Below are 15,632 nucleotides of genomic sequence, written 5' to 3'. Positions count from 1 at the left end.
GTGCCGCAGGTGCAAAAAGGACTTATGATTGTAATTTAACTGGACTCAGGCGAAGCCGGGTGATGCGTCAACGCATCACCCGTTTCCGTTGACGGAAACGCTCGCTTAATCCGACTGTCAGCGTTCCTTGACGTAGGGCTCGCCACCGGCGCGCGGCGGGATCGCCTTGCCGACGAACCCGGCGAGGATCACCACGGTCAGGATATAGGGCAGGGCATCCATGAACTGCACTGGCACGATAAAGGCCCCAAGGTCGATGTTCTGATACCGCAGCGCTACGGCCTGAAGTAGTCCGAAGAGCAGGCAGGCATAAAGCGCATACCAGGGCCGCCACTTGGCAAAAATCAACGCGGCCAACGCGATGAATCCGCGCCCGGCGGTCATGTCCTTGACGAAACCAGCCTGCAACGCCGTGGCAAGGTAGGCGCCCGCAATGCCGCAGAGCACGCCGCAGATACCCACAGCGACATAGCGCAGGCCGACGACTGAGATGCCCGCAGTATCGACGGCCTCGGGCGCTTCACCCACGGCGCGCAGACGCAGGCCGAAGCGTGTCCTGTAAAGCAGCCACCATGTGAGGGGCACCATGGCGAAGGCGACATAGACAAGAATCGAGTGGCCTGAAATCAGCTCGGCATAGATCGGTCCAATAAGCGGAATCCCCGCGACCGCCTCCACTCCGGGAAGGGTGATTGCCTCGAACCGTCCCGCGCCGATCAGCGACGGGGTTCGGCCACCCTGGCTGAACCAGTCCTGTGCGATCAGGACCGTGAGACCCGCCGCGAGAAAGTTGATCGCAACGCCCGAGATCAGCTGGTTTCCCCGGAAGGTGATCGATGCCAGCCCGTGCAGGACCGACAGCGCCAGTGACGCAAGAATGCCTGCGCCAAGCCCCATCCACACGTCTCCGGTGATCGCGGCAATCGCGGCGGAGAAGAACGCGGCGGCGAGCATCTTGCCCTCTAGACCGATGTCAAAGATGCCGGCGCGTTCGCTGAAGAGGCCCGCAAGGCAGGCCAGCAGCAACGGTGTGGCCAGACGGACAGTGCTGTCGAGCACCTGAAGAAGTGTCACGAAATCCATCAGGCTTTCCTCCGGGAGGCGAGGAAGAGTTTTTCAAGCGGCATCCGCACCATGTTGTCGAGCGCGCCGGTAAAGAGGATCACCAGAGCCTGAATCACCACGATCAGTTCGCGTGGAATGTTGGTCCAGAGCGCCAGTTCTGCGCCTCCTTGGTAGAGAAAGCCGAACAGCAGCGCCGCCAACAGTACACCCAACGGATGCGAGCGGCCCATCAGCGCGACGGCGATACCGATGAACCCGGCACCTTCGGTCGCGTTCATGACAAGGCGTTCCGCCTCACCCATGGTGGTGTTGAGCGCCATCATGCCCGCCAGACCACCCGAGATCAGCATGGCCACCACGGTGATCTTGACCGGGCTGATGCCAGCGTATTTCGCCGCTGATTCCGACTGGCCAAAGGCGCGGATTTCGTAACCCAGCTTGGTGCGCCAGATCAGCAGCCAGACCACGAGGCACATCGCTATGGCCAGAAAGAAGGTCACGTTTGCCGGTGCGCCGCGGAACATGGCGGTTTCGGCGGTTGAGAACATGTCCTGGAAAGTGGGCAGTTTCGTCGCTTCGGGGAAGCGGGCGGTTGCCGGGTCCATTGCGCCTTGCGGACGCAGGATGTTGACAAGGACGTAATTCAGCAGGGCGGCGGCGATGAAGTTGAACATGATCGTGGTGATCACGATATGGCTGCCGCGCTTGGCTTGCAGATAGGCTGGGATCAGCGCCCAGAGTGCGCCGAAGATGGCGGCTGACACGGTTGCGCCCACAAGTGCCACGTACCAGTTCGGCCATGGGATATAGAGGCAGGCGAGCGCCACACCCAAACCGCCGATCATCGCCTGACCTTCGCCACCGATGTTGAACAGCCGCGCATGGAAGGCGACAGCGACGGCAAGGCCGGTGAAGATGAAGTTGGTCGCGTAGTAGAGCGTATATCCCCAGCCAGAAGACCGCATCAGTGCGCCGTCGACCATCAACTTGAACGCGGCAACCGGGTCTTCGCCGATGCCGATGATCACCAGAGCCGACAGGATTGCGGCAAGGATGAGCGAGATCAGGGGGACAAGGACCGCGTCGGCCCAGCCGGGCATCTTATCCATTTTTGTCGCTCTCCTCGGGGTCTTTCTTGGTGTCGGCAGTCTTGGGCCTTTCCGGCGTCGACTGGTGGATCGTCGCGCTGAAACCGCCAATGCTGATCGAGTCCGTTTTAGCGGGCGGCGTTTCGACATCGATTGGATCGGTGCTGACCGAAATCGACTCTTCTTCCTGTGCGGTGGGCGGAGGGCTGTCAGGGTCCGGCGCAGCAACGTTCTCGGTCACCATCGCATCCTCGCTGGCCTTGGACTCGGTGGTGAGTTCTGTCGCTGGCTCTTCGGCCGGAGCCTCGGACGTGACTGTCTCGGTTTCTACCGGCGCATCATCCTGCGCGTCTGTGTCCGCTTCGGGCGCATCTCCTTCTGCGGCCACTTGCACCTCTTCCTCGGTCATCGCCATCGGTGATGCAGGCATGGTGGCATGCGCCGTGTCGGTGATCCCGGCCATCAGGAGGCCCAGTTCCTGTTCGTTGGTCTCTGACGGGATGCGTTCGCCCATGATCTGGCCGTCGAACATCACCGCGATACGGTCGGAGAGCGAGAAGATCTCGTCGAGTTCGACCGACACCAACAGGATCGCCTTGCCCTCGTCGCGCAGGCGGATGATCTGTTGGTGGATGAATTCTATCGCGCCAATATCGACGCCGCGGGTCGGCTGGCCGACAAGCAGGATGTCCGGGTTGCGCTCAATCTCGCGCGCCAGAACGATTTTCTGCTGGTTGCCGCCCGAGAAATTGCGCGCCGCGAGTTTTGGGTTCGGCGGGCGCACGTCAAAGCGCTCCATCTTGGCGGCAGCTTCGGCCTTGATCGCGGCATTGTCCATCAGCGGGCCGCTTTGGATCTTTGGGTCACGGTGGTAGCCGAATACGGTGTTTTCCCACGCCGCGAAGGACATGATCAGCCCCTCACGGTGCCGGTCTTCGGGCACATGGGCGATGCCCCGCGCGCGGCGCGATTGGCCGTCGGAGTGTGCGCCGCTCAGGTCGATCTGTTGTCCGTTTACCCGGATCGTGCCGGTCGCGTTGGCATAGCCCCCCAACACCTCGAGCAGTTCGGACTGGCCGTTGCCCGCCACCCCGGCGATGCCAAGGATTTCGCCCGCCCGCACATTGAGCGAGATGCCCTTAAGCCGTTCGACGCCCTTGTCGTCGGTGAGGCGCAGGTTTTCGACTTCGAGGATCGGCTTGCCCGGTTCGGCGGGTTTCTTGTCGACCTGTAGCAGCACCTTGCGTCCGACCATCATCTCGGCGAGCCGTTCCGGGCTGGTTTCCGAGGTCTTGACCGTCGCCGTCATCTCGCCACGGCGCATCACCGACACGGTGTCCGTGGCTTCCATGATTTCGCGCAGCTTGTGGGTGATCAGGATGATCGTCTTGCCCTCTTTGCGCAGGTTGTCGAGAATGCGGAAAAGGTGGTCGGCCTCGGCGGGCGTCAGAACGCCGGTCGGTTCGTCGAGGATGAGGATGTCGGCCTGACGGTAGAGCGCCTTGAGGATCTCGACGCGCTGCTGGTGGCCGACACTGAGGTTCTCGATGATCGCGTCAGGGTCGACGTTCAGTTCGTATTCTTCGGCCAGTTGCTTCAACACGCCGCGCGCCTTGTTCAGCGAGGGGCGGAGCAAAGGGCCATCCTCGGCGCCGAGGATCACGTTCTCCAGAACTGTGAAATTCTGCACCAGCTTGAAGTGCTGGAACACCATGCCGATGCCCGCCTTGATCGCGGCCTGGCTGTCGGGAATCTGGGTTTCCTTGCCATTGATGAAAATCTGGCCGGAATCAGCTTTGTAAAAGCCGTAGAGGATCGACATCAGGGTCGATTTGCCAGCGCCGTTTTCACCGATGATACCGTAAATCGTGCCGGGTTTCACGCTGATCGAGATGTTCTTGTTGGCCTGAACCGGGCCGAATGCCTTGGAAATGCCCTTGAGCTGGATGGCAGGCGGGACCGACGCGAGCAGCGGGTCCGTTTCGGGGGCGGCAACAGCGGTATTCATGGACTATCCCTGCATCAGTCTTCGGGTCTGTCGCCCGATACATGGCGGAGCGGCCGTGACCGGCCGCTCCGTACATCTACGCGTGATCTGAACGGATCAGAAGCTCAGCGCGGGGCAGCTGTCGTCGGACATGTAGTCGTGCACAGCAAGCTCACCGCTGGCGATCTTGGCGGATGCTTCGTCAACAGCGGCCTTCATTTCGGCGCTGACGAGCGCTTCGTTGTGCTCGTCCAGAGCGTAACCGATGCCGCCATTGGCGATGCCCATGACGTTGATGCCGGTTTCCAGATCGGTGCCCGACTTCATCGCGTCATACACCGCATTGTCCACGCGCTTCATCATGGAGGTCAGGACCTGACCCGGGTGCAGGTAGTTCTGGTTGCTGTCCACACCGATCGACAGGATGTTTTCGTCAGCAGCGGTCTGGAGCACACCCACGCCTGTGCCGCCAGCAGCGGCATAGACCACGTCAGCGCCCTGGCTGATCTGCGCCTTGGTCAGTTCGGAGCCTTTCACCGGGTCGTTCCAGGCTGCGGGCGTGGTGCCGGTCATGTTGGCGACAACGGTGGCATCCGGGTTCACGGACTTGACACCTTGCGCATAGCCGCATGCGAACTTGCGGATCAGCGGAATGTCCATGCCGCCGATAAAGCCGACTGTGCCGGATTTCGATGCCATCGCGGCCATCATGCCGACAAGGTACGAGCCTTCATGTTCATTGAACACGACCGAGCGCACGTTGGGCTGATCGACAACCATGTCGATGATCGCGAACTTGGTGTCAGGGTAATCGGGGGCCACTTCGGAGAGCACGTTGCCGAAAGCAAAACCGGTCATGACGATCGGGTTGTTGCCGTTCTCGGCAAAGCGGCGCAGCGCCTGTTCGCGCTGGGCTTCGGACTGAAGCTCGATCTCGCGGAAGGTCTCGCCGGATTCCTCGGCCCAACGCACAGCGCCGTTGAAGGCGGCTTCGTTGAACGATTTGTCAAACTTGCCGCCCAGATCGAAGATCAGCGCAGGTTCAGCAACAGCCGCGCCAGCGGTCATAGCCAGTGCGGCGGCGGCACCGTAAAGTTTGGTCATAAGGGTCATTTGCAGCTCCCAGGTGTTGGACTTCGACGGCTTGATTGCGTCGATTGGTTAGATCGGGTGATCAGAGTCAATTAAGGCTGTACGCGAAAGATAGTTCAACCGCTTTTTGTGCCAGAGCCTTGTGACGTTGGCGCAGGATCGCCTTGACCTTGCGCAATGGCCAGCGAAAGCAGCGCAGCGTCATCTTTTGTTCCGTCACGCAGCGTATAATAGCCGCGCCTCGTGCCGACGGGTGCGAATCCCCTTGCGGCGTAAAACGCCTTCGCTGGGTGGTTTCGCTCTGCGACCTCCAGAAAGATGCGGGTGATCCCAAGTTGCGTTGCCTTAAGGATGAGATCTGAAAGGAGCGTCGATGCCACGCCTTGGCGCTGTCGCGCGGGATCTGTCGCAATCGCAAGGATTTCGGCTTCATCGGCAACCAGTTGCGCGATCAGAAAGCCGTGATCGTGCGCGAGTAGGTGGCTGTACGGGCTGTCGAGAGTCGTCGCGATGTCTTGCGCGGACCACGGCCGCATCTGGACATAGGCCCGGTCCATCAGCGCAGCCAAGTCGTCGGGTGTCACGACAGGATCACCGGGGCCGTATCGCGGGCAGGCGCTGCGTCGGCGGGTTTGATATAAAGTGGTTTCGGTCGATCCGCCGTCGCGGCATCGCGAAGCGCCGCAACTTCGGCCAGTGCGGCGATCAGCCGGTGTGGATCGTCAGACTGCACCGCATCGGGTGCGTCGCAGCTTGCGACAAGCGCCGCAGCTTTTCCGGGCTGCTGCGCATAGAGCGTGTCGCGCGGCGCTGCCACGGCGACTGTTTTGTCTGGGTGCAGGTGATGCAGCGCGTCCAGTGTCGAGACACCGATGGCTGGAATGCCGAGACCCAAGGCAAGGCCGCGGGCCGCGGCGACGGAAATGCGGATGCCGGTGAAATTGCCGGGGCCGATGCCGACGCCGATGCGGGTCAGGTCGGACCATCTCTTGCCCTTGCGAGCAAGGAAGTCTTCGAGCATCGGCATCAGGTGTTCGGCCTGACCACGGGCCATCTCGTCCACATGGGTCGCCACAACACGCCCGTCGCAAAACAAAGCGGCTGCGCAATGCGCAGCCGATGTGTCGAAGGCCAGAAGTGTCGTGTCAGACGGCAACCGGGCGCACCTCGGTCACTTCCGGAATGTAGTGGCGAAGCAGGTTCTCGATTCCCATCTTGAGCGTCAGGGTCGAAGACGGGCAACCAGCGCAGGCACCTTGCATGTGCAGGTAGACCACACCCCGGTCAAAGCCGTGGAACGTGATGTCGCCACCATCCTGTGCCACGGCGGGACGCACGCGGCTGTCCAGCAATTCCTTGATCTGGCCCACAATCTCGCCATCTTCGCCGGAATGCTCCGCATGGCCCGACGGCGCTTGCGCGTCACCTGCCATCACCGGATCGCCGGACTGGAAATGCTCCATGATCGCGCCCAGAAGCGCTGGCTTCAGGTGGTCCCAATCGGTGCCATCGTCCTTGGTGACGGTGACGAAGTCATGCCCGAAGAACACGCCTTTCACGCCAGAGACTGCGAACAGCCGCGTTGCCAGAGGCGAAACCGACGCGCCTTCGGCTGTCGGAAAATCGGCGGTGCCCATGTCGAGCACGGTCTGGCCGGGCAGGAACTTGAGCGTGGCGGGGTTCGGCGTGGATTCAGTCTGAATAAACATGGCGGCGCCTCCTGATGGGTGCGTCATATATGCGGTGCCGAAGGTTCATCGTCAAGGATTAGAACCGTTCTAAGTTTTGCCGAACTCAGGCTGTGAACTCTAGCGAATGGGAAGCAGGGTGACACTGAAGTCACCCGACACGGGCATCGGCGCGGAAAGGTCGATGGTCCGTCCGAAATCGCCACTTTGCCCCAGTGTTCCTGTGAACGTCCCGGTGACGCGCAGCAGGTCGCCGTCGAGGGAGCTGTCAGTCACCATGACCGTCAGACCACCGCTGTCGCCCCGCCCATACCAGCGTTCGAAATCTGTATCCCCGGTTCTGCGCAGCAACGACATTTCCGGCAGTTGCGCGCTATTCCGCAACAGGTCGAAAGCCAGTCTGAGGGATTGGAACCGCTCCCAGGTTTCCAGATCGGAGGGCCGCGAGAAAATGCTGACCCTTATGAAGCCTTGTGTACCAGTCCAATCGCTATGGCCCGCGCTCAGCGGCAGTTCCAGAGTTTGATCCGCCAGAGTGAGCGTGATCAGCCCGTCTTCCTTGGCGGTCGCTATGGATGCCGCAAACAGGCTGGAGCCAAAGCAGAGCGCAACCAAATTGCGTCGAAAGCAGAAACTCGAAAAAGCAGTCACTTTACCCTCCTACGTCTTGTCGCGGACACGGTGTTTGGCCATGTCACCACCTGACGCAAAGGGATGTGTCAGGTGATCGCTTCGAGCCGTTCCTTGGACAGTTCGCCCGGCACGATCGTAATCGGGATCGGCAGGCTGCCCGCGTTTTTGGTCAGCGCGGTCACCAGCGGGCCGGGGCCTTTTTTGCCGGTGTTGGCGCCCAGCACCAAAACGCCGATTTCCGGATCAGCCTGCACTTGGGCGATGATCTCGGTCACGGCTTCGCCTTCACGGATGACCAGTTCTGGGTCGACCCCTTGCTTGTCGCGCATCCATTTCGCGAAGACCTCGAAATGCGCGTGAATGCGCTCGCGCGCCTCTTCCCGCATCACTTCGCCCACACCGATCCAGTGATTGAACTCGTCCGCCGGGATGATCGACAGAATCTCGACCCCGCCACCCGTATTGGCCGCCCGCATCGCTGCAAAGCGCATCGCATTCAGGCATTCGCGGCTGTCATCCAGCACAACAAGAAACTTACGCATAGATGTTCTCCCGCAGGGGATCATGACGCAGGAGACCTGCCCGCGCAATAGATGTTGCTTTTGACGTTGCGGTTTACGCGGGTTGCGCAGAGTGCGCCCAGTCCCAATACATCTCGCGCACCCGGCGCGTGACGGGGCCAACCTGGTACGACGTGTCTTCGAAGCCGACCACAGGGGTAACCTTGTTCATATTGCCCGACAGGAACACTTCGTCCGCCGCCTCGAAATCGGCGAAGCTCAGGACGGTTTCGTGCACTTTCGTGCCATCCGCGCGCAGATTGGTCATGTGCCGCGACCGGGTGATCCCGGCAAGGAAGGTGCCGTTTGCGATAGGCGTGAACACCTCTCCGTCCTTTACCATGAACACGTTGGCGGTGGCGCTTTCGGCGACATTGCCCATGGCGTCCGTCACAAGCGCGTTCTGGAACCCGCGCGACCGCACCTCGGCCAGCATCCGCGCGTTATTGGGATAAAGACAGCCCGCCTTGGCGTTCACCACCGAGCTTTCCAAGACAGGGCGGCGGAATTGCGTTTTGCCCAGCGTGACACTGGCAGTTTCAGGCGCCATCGGGATTTCCTCGAGGCAGATGGCAAAGCCGGTCTTGCCCGGCTGCGGGACAATCGCGGTCATGTCGCCATCAATCGCCCAGTACATCGGGCGGATATAGACGGCCGTGTCCTTGGGATAGGCGCGCAGGCCGTCCCAAACGATCTGCACCATGTCTTCGGCGCTGACTGTCGGCGTCACCATCAGGGCCTCGGCCGAACGGTTGACGCGTTGGCAATGGGCCAGAAGATCGGGGGCGACACCATTCACGTAACGTGCGCCATCGAACACGCCGCTGCCCAGCCAAGCGCCATGGTCGGCGGCATTCATCACGGCAACATCGCCATTGTGCCAGGTGCCGTTGAAATAGGTGTGGATGTTCTTGCCGGTTGCCATGGCGACCTCCCTCTTTTGAAGCGCACGTTAGGTGCGCGGCAGAGGAAGGTCCAGACCGGGCGAGCAGCTCGGTGAGTCAGGCCACTTCGAGCAGCAGCGCCTCTAGGTCGAGCGGCGTATTGACCATGTCGAGTTGGCCGCTCGCATCCCGTGGCCACTCGCCCTCGGGCCGATCGCGGTAAATCTCGATCCCGTTGCCATCCGGGTCACTGAAATAGATCGCTTCGCTTACGCCATGATCGGCAGCACCTTCGATCTCGACGCCCGCATCCAGTACGGATTTGAACGCTTGTGCCAAGGCAGCCCGATCTGGATAGAGAAAGGCGACATGGAACAGACCCGCGCTGCGCCTTGGGGCGGGGGGACCGTTCTTGCTGAACCACGTGTTCAGCCCGATATGGTGATGGTAACCACCTGCTGACAGAAATGCCGCCTGATCGCCGTAGCTTTGGGTCACGTCGAGGCCCATTACGTCGCGATAGAAGGCGATGGAGCGGTTCAGATCTGTGACTTTGAGGTGAACATGCCCGATGGACATGCCGGGATGCGCTTTGGTCATGGTCTTTCCTTTCGACCCTTTAGACCAATTTACATCTGCGCGCCTCTGCAGGGAAGAGTGAAAGGCGCGCAAGATCTGTGCGTGAATGCAGGGACTAAGACACCATCCCGACGATGTCATAGGTTTTCTTAAGGATCGGTGCTGCAATCGCGCGTGCGCGGTCGGACCCCTTGCTCAGGATCGCGTCGATCTCATCAGGTTCCTGCATGAGCCGCGCCATCTCGGTCGAGATCGGGGACAGCTTTGCGACGGCCAGATCCGACAGCATCGGTTTGAACTCCGAGAACGGCTTGCCGCCCACATCGCGCAGCACGGCCTCGACCGACTGGTCCGCCAGCCCGGCGTAGATGTTGACGAGGTTGCGTGCTTCGGGACGGCCTTCCAGCCCTTCGACTTCGGAAGGCAGCGCATCGGGGTCTGTCTTGGCCTTGCGGATCTTCTGCGCGATCGCATCGGCATCGTCGGTCAGGTTGATCCGGCTCGCATCCGACGGGTCAGATTTGGACATCTTCTTGGACCCGTCGCGCAGGCTCATCACGCGCGTTGCCGCACCTTCGATCACGGGTTCGGTGACCGGAAAGAAGTCCACGCCGTAATCGTGGTTGAACTTGATCGCGATGTCGCGGGTCAGTTCCAGATGCTGTTTCTGGTCCTCGCCCACCGGCACATGGGTCGCGTGATAGACAAGGATGTCCGCGGCCATCAGCGCCGGATAGGCAAAGAGGCCGAGGGACGCATTTTGCGTGTTCTTGCCTGCCTTATCCTTCCACTGGGTCATCCGCTGCATCCAGCCCATGCGGGCGATGCAGTTGAAAATCCACGCCAATTGCGCATGCTCTGCGACCTGGCTCTGGTTGAAGAGGATGGATTTCGCCGGATCAAGGCCCGAGGCGATATAACCTGCCGTCAACTCGCGGGTCTGGCGGCGCAGCACGTCGGGTTCGAACAGGGTAGCCGTGATCGCATGTAGATCGACGATGCAATAAATCGTCTCGTAATCCTCGTCCTGCTTTTCGACGAAGCGCTTGATCGCGCCGAGATAATTGCCCAGCGTCAGCCCTCCTGAGGGCTGAATCCCCGAGAAAATGCGGGGTGTGAACGCGGGAGAGGTTTGGACCCCCTCGGACATGGCAAAACTCCATCTGGCAAAACTGGTGCTGGTGCCTTACCCATGACCCCAAGTGCCGTCAAGCAAGGGCCCACGCCGTGACCCATCCGCATAATGAACCGCCGTTGAACCCGTTGCCGCCCGTGGTGATCGCGCTGTTCCTTGTCATCGTGGGGCTTGAGGTGGTTTTCACTCTCGGTGCGCGGGGTCTGATCGGTGGGCCGGGGGCCGTGGGGTGGCGTCTTGGCACGTTGGAACGCTTTGCCTTTTCTGCCGAAATTTTTGACTGGATGCGCGAGTCGGGGCGCTGGCCGATTGAGCATGTGATGCGGTTCGTCTCGTATCCGTTTGTGCATGCCAGCTTTACCCATGCGCTGTTTGCCGGAGTGATGCTGCTGGCGCTTGGCAAGATGGTGGGCGAGGCAATGGGCAGCTTTGCCGTGGTGCTGATCTTCTTTGTTTCTGCCGCAGGCGGTGCGCTGGTCTATGCGCTTGCCGTGGGAAGCTCGATGCCGTTGATCGGCGCGTTTCCTGCCGTTTATGGCCTGATCGGCGGGTTCACCTATCTGCTTTGGCTGCGACTGGGTCAGTTGGGTGAAAAGCAAATCCGGGCCTTTACGTTGATCGGCTTCCTTTTGGCCATCCAATTGATTTTCGGACTGCTTTTCGGCGCGAATTACGAATGGGTCGCGGATTTGGCAGGCTTTGCCATCGGGTTCGCGCTGTCCACTATTCTGGTGCCCGGCGGATTGGCGAAACTGGTCGACCGGTTGCGTCAGCGCAGCTAGCGGCGGCGGAACGCGTCGCGGAATTCACGCAGAGAAAAGGCTCCGATGGCCTGTCCGATCAGCGCGTAGCTGACCATTCCAAGGCCGATCAGGATCGTCAGCGCAATGAACCGAATGCCCGCCATGGCAAGGAACGGGCCCAGCAAAACCGTACCGCCCCAGAGCACCGCGCCCATGGCTCCTGATGCAATGCAGACCCGCCAGATGCGTCGACGGAAGCGGTCATCGAAGCGGGCGACATCCCCCAACTTGCGACCACCTTGCGCCAGCATCCAGACCATCACCCACCCGGCAAGCGTGGTGGCAATGGCGGGCGCGATCCAACCAATGAGTGGCGCCAGTCCGATGGCGACGCCTGCGTTCACGATCATCGCCCACACCGCAAAGCGGAAAGGCGACTTGGTGTCTTCGCGCGCAAAGAACAGTGGCTGCAGAACTTTCTGCAAAACAAAGGCCGGAAGCCCCAAACCGTAGATCGCGACCGCGACCGCGATGGCGGCGGAATCGTCCGCGCCGGTGGCACCACGTTCGAACAGGACCGAGACCAGAGGCAAAGGGATCACAACGAGGGCCACCGCTGCCGGGATCGTGAGGGCCAGCGACAGCTCGCCAGCCCGCGAGAAGGCATGTTTGGCACCGCTGTCGTCCTGCGCGCCGAGCCGTCGGGAGAGGTCGGGCAGAAGCACGATCCCCACGGCAATCCCAACCACGCCGAGGGGCAATTGATACAGACGATCTGCGGCATAGAGCCAGCCAACCGCATTGTCGAAATGCGAGGCAACCTGTTGACCGACAAGCAGATTGATCTGCATCACCCCCCCGGCAAGGGCGGCGGGAATGGCGACGACGACCAGCCGCTTCATCTCGGGTGTCCAGCGGGGCCGGGTGGGGCGGAGGCGGATGCCCGCGCGATCGGTTGCGACCCAGACAAGGGCGAGTTGGGCGATGCCCGCAACTGGCACGGTCCAGACAAGCCAGCGGATCACTTCGCCCCCGGTGTAGGCGGCCCAAACCATTGATGCGCATACGAAAATATTCAGAAATACAGGCGCGGCGGCGGCCGCGGCAAAGCGGCCCGTGGCGTTCAGGACGCCGGAGAACAGCGCGGTCAGGGACATCAACAGGATGTAGGGAAAGACGATCCGGCCATAGTCGACGGTCAGTTCAAACCGGGCATCGCCGACGAACCCCCCCGCGGTCAGCCAGACCAGAGCGGGCATGAAGATCATCGCGACGGCGCTCAGGATCAGGAGCACGAAGGCCAGGCCGGACAAGGCTTGAGTGGCAAATCCGATGGGGTCGTCATCGACCTCTAACCGCTTGGAAAACATCGGAACGAAGGAGGCGTTGAACGCCCCTTCGGCGAAGAAGCGGCGGAACATGTTGGGCAGGCGGAACGCGGCGACGAAGGCGTCCATGACCGGGCCGGGGCCGATGAAAGCGAGGATCATGACCTCGCGCAGCACGCCGAGAATACGGCTCATCAATGTCCAGAAACCGACGGTGAGAACTCCGGAAATGAGGCGGATGGGTTTCATGCGGGCTCCTTGCGCGTGACGACCGGGGTAGAGCAGAAATCATCCGGCGAAAAGAGCCTGTTGTACGGTTCGGGGGCATGAACCGTACGCTTCAAGCCCCGTTTTGTGCCTGTTTCCGGGGTTTTGAGCGGGATTTGGCGGGGGATCGATCCAAGCGTAAGGATCGTGGGTTTGAACCGCACAATTCATCCGTACGGTTTGCTAATTTTGCGGACATCTTCCGCAACGCCCCCTGCGCTTACGATTTGTCAACGCTTTCGAGTCAGCATGGCCTGATCCGCAAAGATGGGATTCGGCCGTGTATTTCTACAACCTCTCTCCGATCGAGGACATCAACACCGACTGGCTGCGCCGCCATTTACGGCTCGTGCTGGAGGAGGTGAACCATGGGGTACGCTATGCCATCCTGCGGCGCGGTCGACCTGTGGCGGGGCTTGTGCCCGTATCCGAAGCACGGGCCCTGTTCGAAGCGACGCGGGCTGACAGGAAGTATCGCGACATTCAGCAGGATATGAACAGGCGCGACGAAGATCGTCTCAGGCAGGCCGTTGCAGATGCAGGCCCGGCGGAACAGCGGTATTATCGAGAGCGTTATGGCAGGGTTTGATCCTGCGTGGACATTCCGCCGGATTGCCGCGCTTTTGGTTGGGGCAATCCGGTTTGTTCATCGTGTCACATGTGGGTTCGCGACGCGCTCAGACGATGTCGGCAAACGGGTTGCTGATCACCCCAACAACCGGCATCAGCAGATCGGTGCTGCTCGCTTCGGCTTCGACCAACGCCGCATCCGAAAGCGCCTGCGCAGCGGCAAGACTTTCGGCGCTGCCGTCGAACGCGTCCATCACGGAGTTTGCAGCGGTCAGGTTGTTTTGGCCCTGGATCACCGCGAAGTAGAGCCCCAGATCGGTTTTGGCGTCGATATAGGCGACATCAGCGGGCGACCCTGTCGCGGCGCGTGCCCCTTCCAGAAGATCAAGGATGAACCCGCTCTCGGTGACATTGCCCGAGGCCAATTGACCGGTCCAGAAATCGAACCCAGCCTGATCCGGGTTTCTGCCCAACACGTTGTTGTAGACGGCGGTGACGAAATCGCCATCGCTGACCCCGGAATAGAGCGCGACGGTTTCCGGCTGAGTGAAGAAGAGATCGGCAATCGCCTCGAAGGAAAAGCCGTTTTTCTGGAAAGCCGTTGCCCAGAAGGACAGACCCAGCGCATCCGCAGCGCGGTCGAAATAGGCGATGTAGAGTTCGGTCAGGGTGGTGAGATTGGCAGCGGAGATCAGGCCGATCCCATCATGCTTGTCGAGGTCCAGTTGCACGCCGCCTTCGGTGACGATGGTTTCCACCCGCAACAGCGCAGTGTCCCCGCGGGTATCGGTGCGATCACTGGCGGTTGTGACGCTGCCGTTGAAGGTCAGCGTCATGTCGCCCTGCGCTACAGAGTCGAAGCGGACCGTGTCACGCCCATCGCCGCCGTCAATGCTGTCTGCGCCGTTCAGGTCGGCGATGAAGAGGTCATCCCCTTCGTAGAGCCGGACAAGCTGTGCCCCCGGTCCGTCTGTGACCATGTCGCCACGATCGGTGGCGAAGAGAACGGTCAGGTCAGGGAGTGCGGTGAAATTGATTGTTTCGGCAGACCCGAAGCCGTCATTGGCGACGACCCCCGTGGCGAAATCCAGATCAAGCCCGGCGGTCGCATCGCTGAAAAGGAAATCCAGGATTGGAAGTCCGTCGCCTGGATCAATGTTGTAGACATCTGCCCCGGGACCCCCGATGAGGGCCACGACCTGGCCGGCGGTCAGGCGAACGGTGTAGGTATCGGCGTCGCTGGTCCCTTCAAGCCCAAGGTAATGTCCAAGCGCGCCAGCGACATTCTGCAGAGTGTCGGTGAACCCGGTCGAGGTGATCGTTCCGGTGTTGGTCACGCCGTCGATGTCGAAGGTCACCGGGGTGTCGATCACGTCGTAATCAAGGATGAAGCCGGGCCCATCGGTGCCATCAGGCACGTCAAAGGCGATGGTGTCATTACCGGGGCTGCCGATGATGCGGTCGCCATCACTGTTGCTTGCGCCGGTGCTGATGACGTCATTGCCCGCCCCGCCCTGGACGTCATCGTCGAAGGGCGATCCGGTAAAGATGATCGGTTTGGTGATCAGGGGCAGAAAATCGGCCCAGGTCACTTCCTGATTGAAACCGCCCTGTCCACCGCTGACATCGACGACGATCTGCGCGGAACTGTTGAAGAGTTCCGCGACGCCGGAATAGTCCGACCGGGTGTCGATGTCGATCAGGGCATCCTGGAACGCCTGCGCCGACCAGCTGATATTGCTGATCGTGGCTTGTTCGATGTTCAAACCGTTGAACACCATAGACGTGATCACGCCGGACAGGAAATTGCCCTGGGCATCCGCGCTGAACCCTATGCCTTGCAGCACCACGTTCACATTCGCCTGCGTGAACACCGTATGGGTCAACACCGCTTCGGTCGGCGAAATGGATGTGAGCGCAATGCTGAGCGCCCCTGTCCCATCAAGGAAAGACTGTCGCAGAAAATTGGAGTTGTTGCCGGTATAGGTGAATTGCATGCGGCTTTCCTCAGAC

At 60.9% G+C, this 15,632-nt stretch carries 15 protein-coding genes and 1 pseudogene; 2 read left to right on the top strand and 14 right to left on the bottom strand.

Annotation, left to right across the window (positions count from 1 at the left end):
• Positions 1 to 117 precede the first annotated feature (117 nt).
• From ACMVPR_RS14585 to trpS, 12 genes and pseudogenes are all read right to left on the bottom strand, one after another.
• Complete coding sequence (locus ACMVPR_RS14585) at positions 118 to 1,083, bottom strand: ABC transporter permease (RefSeq protein ID WP_416883465.1); 966 nt, start codon at positions 1,081 to 1,083, stop codon at positions 118 to 120.
• Positions 1,083 to 2,174, bottom strand: coding sequence for an ABC transporter permease (locus ACMVPR_RS14580; protein WP_300582175.1), 1,092 nt, complete (start codon positions 2,172 to 2,174; stop codon positions 1,083 to 1,085). The genes ACMVPR_RS14585 and ACMVPR_RS14580 overlap by 1 nt, the downstream gene beginning before the upstream one ends.
• Positions 2,175 to 2,598: 424 nt before the next feature.
• Positions 2,599 to 4,161: pseudogene (locus ACMVPR_RS14575) on the bottom strand (ABC transporter ATP-binding protein); the annotation flags it as partial.
• A 96-nt stretch (positions 4,162 to 4,257) separates the two neighbouring features.
• Entirely contained in the window at positions 4,258 to 5,253 is a 996-nt protein-coding gene (locus ACMVPR_RS14570; RefSeq protein WP_300582177.1) for a BMP family lipoprotein, read from the bottom strand.
• A gap of 95 nt (positions 5,254 to 5,348) precedes the next feature.
• Positions 5,349 to 5,816, bottom strand: coding sequence for a GNAT family N-acetyltransferase (locus ACMVPR_RS14565; RefSeq protein ID WP_416883464.1), 468 nt, complete (start codon positions 5,814 to 5,816; stop codon positions 5,349 to 5,351).
• Positions 5,813 to 6,388, bottom strand: a complete 576-nt coding sequence (gene tsaB, locus ACMVPR_RS14560; RefSeq protein WP_416883463.1) for a tRNA (adenosine(37)-N6)-threonylcarbamoyltransferase complex dimerization subunit type 1 TsaB — start codon at positions 6,386 to 6,388, stop codon at positions 5,813 to 5,815. Before tsaB ends, ACMVPR_RS14565 begins: the two co-directional genes overlap by 4 nt.
• The gene (locus tag ACMVPR_RS14555) at positions 6,378 to 6,941 is read right to left on the bottom strand and encodes a NifU family protein (RefSeq protein ID WP_292266521.1); all 564 of its coding nucleotides are present in this window, start codon (positions 6,939 to 6,941) and stop codon (positions 6,378 to 6,380) included. Before ACMVPR_RS14555 ends, tsaB begins: the two co-directional genes overlap by 11 nt.
• Positions 6,942 to 7,040: 99 nt before the next feature.
• Positions 7,041 to 7,571 (bottom strand): hypothetical protein, encoded by a 531-nt coding sequence (locus ACMVPR_RS14550; protein WP_416883462.1) that lies wholly within the window; start codon positions 7,569 to 7,571, stop codon positions 7,041 to 7,043.
• A gap of 68 nt (positions 7,572 to 7,639) precedes the next feature.
• Positions 7,640 to 8,095, bottom strand: a complete 456-nt coding sequence (locus ACMVPR_RS14545; RefSeq protein ID WP_300582188.1) for a universal stress protein — start codon at positions 8,093 to 8,095, stop codon at positions 7,640 to 7,642.
• 73 nt (positions 8,096 to 8,168) lie between these two features.
• Positions 8,169 to 9,038: a branched-chain amino acid aminotransferase gene (locus tag ACMVPR_RS14540; protein WP_292266514.1), complete on the bottom strand. Its 870-nt coding sequence runs from the start codon at positions 9,036 to 9,038 to the stop codon at positions 8,169 to 8,171.
• A gap of 76 nt (positions 9,039 to 9,114) precedes the next feature.
• Complete coding sequence (locus ACMVPR_RS14535) at positions 9,115 to 9,597, bottom strand: VOC family protein (protein ID WP_416883461.1); 483 nt, start codon at positions 9,595 to 9,597, stop codon at positions 9,115 to 9,117.
• Between the two features lie 94 nt (positions 9,598 to 9,691).
• Positions 9,692 to 10,726, bottom strand: coding sequence for a tryptophan--tRNA ligase (gene trpS / locus ACMVPR_RS14530; RefSeq protein ID WP_416883460.1), 1,035 nt, complete (start codon positions 10,724 to 10,726; stop codon positions 9,692 to 9,694).
• A 77-nt stretch (positions 10,727 to 10,803) separates the two neighbouring features.
• Here trpS and ACMVPR_RS14525 point away from each other — a divergent pair, with 77 nt between their 5' ends.
• On the top strand, positions 10,804 to 11,493 hold the full coding sequence (locus ACMVPR_RS14525) for a rhomboid family intramembrane serine protease (protein ID WP_300582194.1): 690 nt from the start codon (positions 10,804 to 10,806) through the stop codon (positions 11,491 to 11,493).
• Here ACMVPR_RS14525 and murJ read toward each other — a convergent pair.
• Positions 11,490 to 13,031, bottom strand: coding sequence for a murein biosynthesis integral membrane protein MurJ (gene murJ / locus ACMVPR_RS14520; RefSeq protein ID WP_416883459.1), 1,542 nt, complete (start codon positions 13,029 to 13,031; stop codon positions 11,490 to 11,492). The two genes, ACMVPR_RS14525 and murJ, sit on opposite strands and share 4 nt — an antisense overlap.
• A 298-nt stretch (positions 13,032 to 13,329) precedes the next feature.
• Here murJ and ACMVPR_RS14515 point away from each other — a divergent pair, with 298 nt between their 5' ends.
• A complete protein-coding gene (locus tag ACMVPR_RS14515; RefSeq protein ID WP_416883458.1) occupies positions 13,330 to 13,638 on the top strand; it encodes a type II toxin-antitoxin system prevent-host-death family antitoxin in 309 nt (102 codons plus the stop codon).
• 88 nt (positions 13,639 to 13,726) lie between these two features.
• Here ACMVPR_RS14515 and ACMVPR_RS14510 read toward each other — a convergent pair whose 3' ends face one another.
• A complete protein-coding gene (locus ACMVPR_RS14510; protein ID WP_416883457.1) occupies positions 13,727 to 15,616 on the bottom strand; it encodes a DUF4214 domain-containing protein in 1,890 nt (629 codons plus the stop codon).
• Positions 15,617 to 15,632 lie beyond the last annotated feature (16 nt).

This window comes from Marivita sp., assembly GCF_048006345.1.
Lineage (GTDB): Bacteria > Pseudomonadota > Alphaproteobacteria > Rhodobacterales > Rhodobacteraceae > Marivita.
This window is presented reverse-complemented; position numbering and strand designations above follow the sequence as displayed.

What these genes read in the sequence shown, in the direction of transcription:
- ACMVPR_RS14535 (WP_416883461.1), bottom strand. Translation starts at nt 9,597, where the DNA reads ATGACCAAAGCGCATCCCGGCATGTCCATCGGGCATGTTCACCTCAAA.
- ACMVPR_RS14545 (WP_300582188.1), bottom strand. Translation starts at nt 8,095, where the DNA reads ATGCGTAAGTTTCTTGTTGTGCTGGATGACAGCCGCGAATGCCTGAAT.
- ACMVPR_RS14570 (WP_300582177.1), bottom strand. Translation starts at nt 5,253, where the DNA reads ATGACCCTTATGACCAAACTTTACGGTGCCGCCGCCGCACTGGCTATG.
- ACMVPR_RS14510 (WP_416883457.1), bottom strand. Translation starts at nt 15,616, where the DNA reads ATGCAATTCACCTATACCGGCAACAACTCCAATTTTCTGCGACAGTCT.
- trpS (WP_416883460.1), bottom strand. Translation starts at nt 10,726, where the DNA reads ATGTCCGAGGGGGTCCAAACCTCTCCCGCGTTCACACCCCGCATTTTC.
- ACMVPR_RS14540 (WP_292266514.1), bottom strand. Translation starts at nt 9,038, where the DNA reads ATGGCAACCGGCAAGAACATCCACACCTATTTCAACGGCACCTGGCAC.
- ACMVPR_RS14585 (WP_416883465.1), bottom strand. Translation starts at nt 1,083, where the DNA reads ATGGATTTCGTGACACTTCTTCAGGTGCTCGACAGCACTGTCCGTCTG.
- ACMVPR_RS14580 (WP_300582175.1), bottom strand. Translation starts at nt 2,174, where the DNA reads ATGGATAAGATGCCCGGCTGGGCCGACGCGGTCCTTGTCCCCCTGATC.
- murJ (WP_416883459.1), bottom strand. Translation starts at nt 13,031, where the DNA reads ATGAAACCCATCCGCCTCATTTCCGGAGTTCTCACCGTCGGTTTCTGG.
- ACMVPR_RS14555 (WP_292266521.1), bottom strand. Translation starts at nt 6,941, where the DNA reads ATGTTTATTCAGACTGAATCCACGCCGAACCCCGCCACGCTCAAGTTC.